This is a genomic window from Moraxella atlantae NBRC 14588 (assembly GCF_001591265.1).
In the GTDB taxonomy this organism is placed as follows: Bacteria; Pseudomonadota; Gammaproteobacteria; order Pseudomonadales; family Moraxellaceae; genus Faucicola; species Faucicola atlantae.
Genome location: NZ_BCUL01000045.1, coordinates 1 through 4,076 on the forward strand (window position 1 = coordinate 1; position 4,076 = coordinate 4,076).

At 34.5% G+C, this 4,076-nt stretch carries 3 protein-coding genes and 1 pseudogene; 2 read left to right on the plus strand and 2 right to left on the minus strand.

The window, feature by feature from the left end:
- Positions 1 to 255 (plus strand): annotated as a pseudogene (locus tag MA2_RS11355) (IS701 family transposase); the annotation flags it as partial.
- Between the two features lie 516 nt (positions 256 to 771).
- The gene (gene repM, locus MA2_RS10440) at positions 772 to 2,022 is read left to right on the plus strand and encodes a replication initiation protein RepM (protein WP_067059591.1); all 1,251 of its coding nucleotides are present in this window, start codon (positions 772 to 774) and stop codon (positions 2,020 to 2,022) included.
- A 213-nt stretch (positions 2,023 to 2,235) separates the two neighbouring features.
- Here the strand turns inward: repM and MA2_RS10445 are convergent, their stop codons facing one another.
- Both MA2_RS10445 and MA2_RS10450 read right to left on the minus strand, forming a co-directional pair.
- Positions 2,236 to 3,150 carry a ParB/RepB/Spo0J family partition protein gene (locus MA2_RS10445; protein WP_067059593.1) on the minus strand — a complete coding sequence of 305 codons (915 nt, stop codon included), beginning with the start codon at positions 3,148 to 3,150 and terminating at the stop codon, positions 2,236 to 2,238.
- Entirely contained in the window at positions 3,143 to 3,979 is an 837-nt protein-coding gene (locus MA2_RS10450) for a ParA family protein (protein ID WP_067059595.1), read from the minus strand. The genes MA2_RS10445 and MA2_RS10450 overlap by 8 nt, the downstream gene beginning before the upstream one ends.
- Positions 3,980 to 4,076 lie beyond the last annotated feature (97 nt).

Sequence of the window (4,076 nt, forward strand, 5' to 3'; positions counted from 1 at the left end):
ATCAATGGCTATCAAAAACGATGGCAGGTTGAAGTGTATCATAAGTCGTTAAAACAAAATGCCAATTTGGGTAAGTCGCCTGCTCATAGCCATAGGGCACGGTTTAATCATATCTTTTTAGCCACGTATGCGGTGTTTAAGCTTGAGTGTTTGAAAATCAAAACCAAGCTTAATCACTTCGCTTTGCGTATGAGGTTACTAATCTCTGCTAATCAGTCGGCTTTTGCCCAGCTTAAGGCTTTGGGCGGTGCGTAACTTCAGTTACTAAAGAAATTAGGATATGGGTCAAAAAGTATGCTGATACGATTTTCCGTTCGTAGTGAGCCTATCGAACCATAAGAAAATCGCTACCCTTCGACAAGCTCAGGGCGAACGATTTTCTTTGAGCATACTTTTCAAACCACTACTAGAAATTATTGTTTATTCAGTTTTTGAAAAACTCATAATTAGCTAAAAATTTTCTATTCTTTGGAAAAGTACTTTTTTATTGTTTTATATATTTTTATTATTTTATAGGCACAAAAATTTTAAAAAAAATTCTTAGTAATATCAATAACATTAATTGTGGATAAAAATTTATATAAATACGTTTTCCGACTAATATAAATACGTTTTCCGATTAATATAAATACGTTTTCCGACTAATATAAATACGTTTTCCGACTAATATAAATACGTTTTCCGACTAATATAAATACAATTTTTTAATATTGTATTTATATATATGTTGATTTAGAATATTTCTAATTGTAATCGAAGGAAAGAATAAGTATGAATGGGTTGGAACTATCAATGAATGACAGAGTGGTTAAGCATAATGACTTTATTGAAGCAAGTCTCAATCTTGATTTGGTAGAGCAAAGATTAATTTTTCTCGCTATTATTAAAGCAAGGAAACATAGCGATGATGTAGCAGAAACGCTTAAAAGTGAATTTATAATTCACGCTAACGATTATGTGAAAGTTTTCAATGTTGAAAGGCACACGGCTTATGAAAGTCTAAAAAATGGCGTGAAGGGTCTATTGGATGCAAAGTTCTTATACCGTTACGAGAATAAAAACAACAATGTTGCTCAAAGGGGGTATAACTTAGCCAGTTGGGTAGAATATGTGGATAATGAAGCCTGTGTGACTATTAAATTTTCGCCCGATGTTGTTCCTCTGATCATCGGTCTCAACAATAAATTTACCAGTTATGAATTACAGCAAATCGTTAATTTGCAAAGCCGTTATGCTGTCCGACTATATGAAATGTTGATACGTTGGCGAGATACTGGAAAGCTGATAATTTCTTTAGAAGATTTGCGATTTGGTTTGGGTATTCAAAAAGCAGAATATCAGCTAATGAGTAACTTTAAGAGTCGGGTGCTTGATTTAGCAATTACTCAAATTAATCAATATACTGACATTGAAGCAATTTATGAGCAGAAAAAGAATGGAAGAAAAATTATTGGCTTTGAATTTACTTTTACAATAAAATGTGAACAAGTAGAAGAACCAGATTTTTTTTCTGATGAAAAACCTAAAAAAACAAAATCTAAGAAATCTCGATTGCCATTGCCAATTATGACTTCGTTATCTGAGCACGAATTACTCCTAACTAAAACTAAAGCTGAAGAATATATTCATAAAAAACAGATTACCGATGAAAAGCATAAAGCTAATATTTTTAAATTGGCTGAAAAAGAAGGATGGGGCTTAGAAACGATTAAAAAAGAGCAAGACATCTATCGCCAAAAAAATGAAAAAATTTTAGCAGAAATTGCTACAGAAAAACAAATTGAAAAAGCCAATAAAATAGCTTTGTTGGAAGAGCAAAGGATAAACCAAGAGTTTATTGAAAAGTTTGAAGCATTATCAGAGTTAGAGCAAAAAGGTGTTTTATTTAAAGTACAGGAACTTATCAAAAATATACCTATAATTAATAAGAGTTTTGAGAGAGCTGTTGCAGAAAACCAAGCTCATAAAGATATCATGTATCGTACTTATTTTAAACAGGTGATGGAAAAAGAAAACTATTAGGGGTATTTTGCAAGCAAGATTAACTAAGACAAAGTAGACTCTAGCAACTCTTTATTCGCATAATTTTTTTGATGGAATTTTTAGTGGGTCGAAAAACGTATGAATATTTCATACATCGCCAAATTACTTTGTAAAAAATTAATCTGTCTCTGAAATTTATTAGTTGATAAATAAAGATGTCCGAATTCGGACACCTTCTAATTAATTCTTAAATTAGTGATTGAGTAGACTATCAAAAAATTCTTCAATCTTCTGGGTACTGGCTTGAGTTAAAGTAGCCTTGTCAAGTTCAACCACATATTTAGTGCTAGTTTGCTTTATTTTGCCAATAGACTTACCATCTTTTTGATAGGTTCTTTTGATAAGGCTGTCTTGTTTGACAGTGTCCGAATTCGGACATCTTTGAGTTTCTCTTAGAATGAAATCAACTAATTTCGACTGTTTTAGTTGACCTTGCAAAATTAAGTCAAAGCCTTGATTCACAGCTTGGTCAAATTTTTCTTCTGATGCGTAACTTTGCTTTCTTAAGGTTGTAATTTGTTCGGCAACATCCGCCGATAACGCCGTTGGATGACTATCTAGACGGATAAGCAATGATTGGGGTAGGTTCTCAAACGATAGAAGTTTATACAGCTTTTGTCGTGAGATACCTAAGGCTTTGGCGTATTCCGTTTTGGATGGAAAGTTAGCTTTAAAACTATTAATAGATTTGGCGATTTCATAATCAGATAAGTCTTCTCGGCTTAGGTTTTCTGCCAATGCTAATAGCACATTCTGTTCGTCGGTGACATTGGCAACAATACAATCAATATAAGGTTTGCCCAATTTTTGGAAAGCACGAAACCGCCGTTCACCTGCAATAATCTCGAAAATGTCGCCTTTTTTTCTCACTGTAATGGGTTGTAATAAGCCGATATCGTTAATTGATTGAGCCAACTCGTCAATGGTTTCATCATTAAAGTTGAAACGGGGTTGGGCTGAATTGGGTTGAATTTTATCAAGTGGAATTTGTTCTAATTTATTCGATTGATAATTATCAAAGTCGGTAAATTCTTTATCCGCAAGACTATGGGCTTGAATATTGGCATGGATTTTTTCTTTCAATAAAGTTTGTAATTGACTAGTCATTGTTATCCTCGTCAGCAGTAAAGTTTAGGGTAAGTTCGGGTTTTAGCCCTGTTTCTTTGGCAGTCCACATCGCCAGTTGGCGAAATTTTCGGGCAATACGAGCGGTTGGGTCAACTTCTCGTACGCTTACTTTTAGGGCTGCGGCTTTATCAATGTTATTACTTGAAGAAATTTCGATGGGAATGACCTTGCCAATTTGCTCTTTGGCAGCTTCTTTAATGGCTCGGCACATTAGCTGTCTTTCATCATGTCGGATAAGTAATGCACCTAGCAGATTTAGTTCTGGATTGATATATTTTATTTTTTCGATATAGGCTTGTAAATCTAAAACTCCATACATACCGTATTGTGACCCACTAAACACGGGGATAATGTAATCGGTGGCACAGGATAAAGCGTTACCTGTTAAAGTTCTTAAGCTGGGCGGTGTGTCAATTAAAATAACATCATATACCCCAACCAACGGGCGGATAATGCGACCTAAAACTTCCATTGGTCTAGGTTCATTGTCTTTGATTTTATCTTCTTCTGTGGTCAAGGAGAGTGAAGAACTGATTAGATGAACGCCTTTAATGCAGGTGTCTTCCTGAATGGCTTCAACTAACTTAGTATAACCACCGAGTAGTAAATCTTTGATTGTTACCTCGATTTCGCTGGGATGTTTTTTGCCAATATGGGTACTGGCATTTCCTTGGGGGTCTAAATCGATGACTAACACAGAAAGCTCTAGTTGGGCTAATTCTGCTGCGAGATGCACTACGGTAGCGGTTTTACCACAGCCACCTTTGTGGTTGGCAATGGTAATGATTCGGGTATTCTTTTGTTTCATAATCCATCCTATTTTGATTGATGTTTGGATTTTAATTGATTGATATGCTATTATATTAATCGATATATTTCAACTCTTTGCTTAAAAATTTAAGTTA

What these genes read in the sequence shown, in the direction of transcription:
- repM (WP_067059591.1), top strand. Translation starts at nt 772, where the DNA reads ATGAATGGGTTGGAACTATCAATGAATGACAGAGTGGTTAAGCATAAT.
- MA2_RS10445 (WP_067059593.1), bottom strand. Translation starts at nt 3,150, where the DNA reads ATGACTAGTCAATTACAAACTTTATTGAAAGAAAAAATCCATGCCAAT.
- MA2_RS10450 (WP_067059595.1), bottom strand. Translation starts at nt 3,979, where the DNA reads ATGAAACAAAAGAATACCCGAATCATTACCATTGCCAACCACAAAGGT.